We start from the raw sequence: 214 nt of genomic DNA, 5'->3' as shown, positions 1-214 counted from the left end.
GAATGACCACAGCTAATGGTCGGATTCGTAAAACCAAAGCTGGGAGAATAAGGTTTTTCCATTGTATGGTCATTTTCTCACCAAAATCATCTAACTCATAAAGGCTTCCTGTCATTTCACGATTTGTAATTTCATGGAGGACAAATGCAAAAAACCAGGCAAATAAGATGGCACTAAAAAAGGACGGAACACTCATACCCAATGTACTTAATAT

General features: G+C 37.4%; 1 pseudogene. It reads right to left on the bottom strand.

Going from position 1 to position 214, the window contains the following annotated elements:
- A pseudogene (locus tag ACRHOC_RS15810) lies at positions 1-214 on the bottom strand (ABC transporter permease); the annotation flags it as partial.

Origin of the sequence: Winogradskyella poriferorum, from assembly GCF_050618035.1 — a bacterium.
GTDB classification, from domain to species: Bacteria; Bacteroidota; Bacteroidia; order Flavobacteriales; family Flavobacteriaceae; genus Winogradskyella; species Winogradskyella poriferorum_A.
This window is presented reverse-complemented; position numbering and strand designations above follow the sequence as displayed.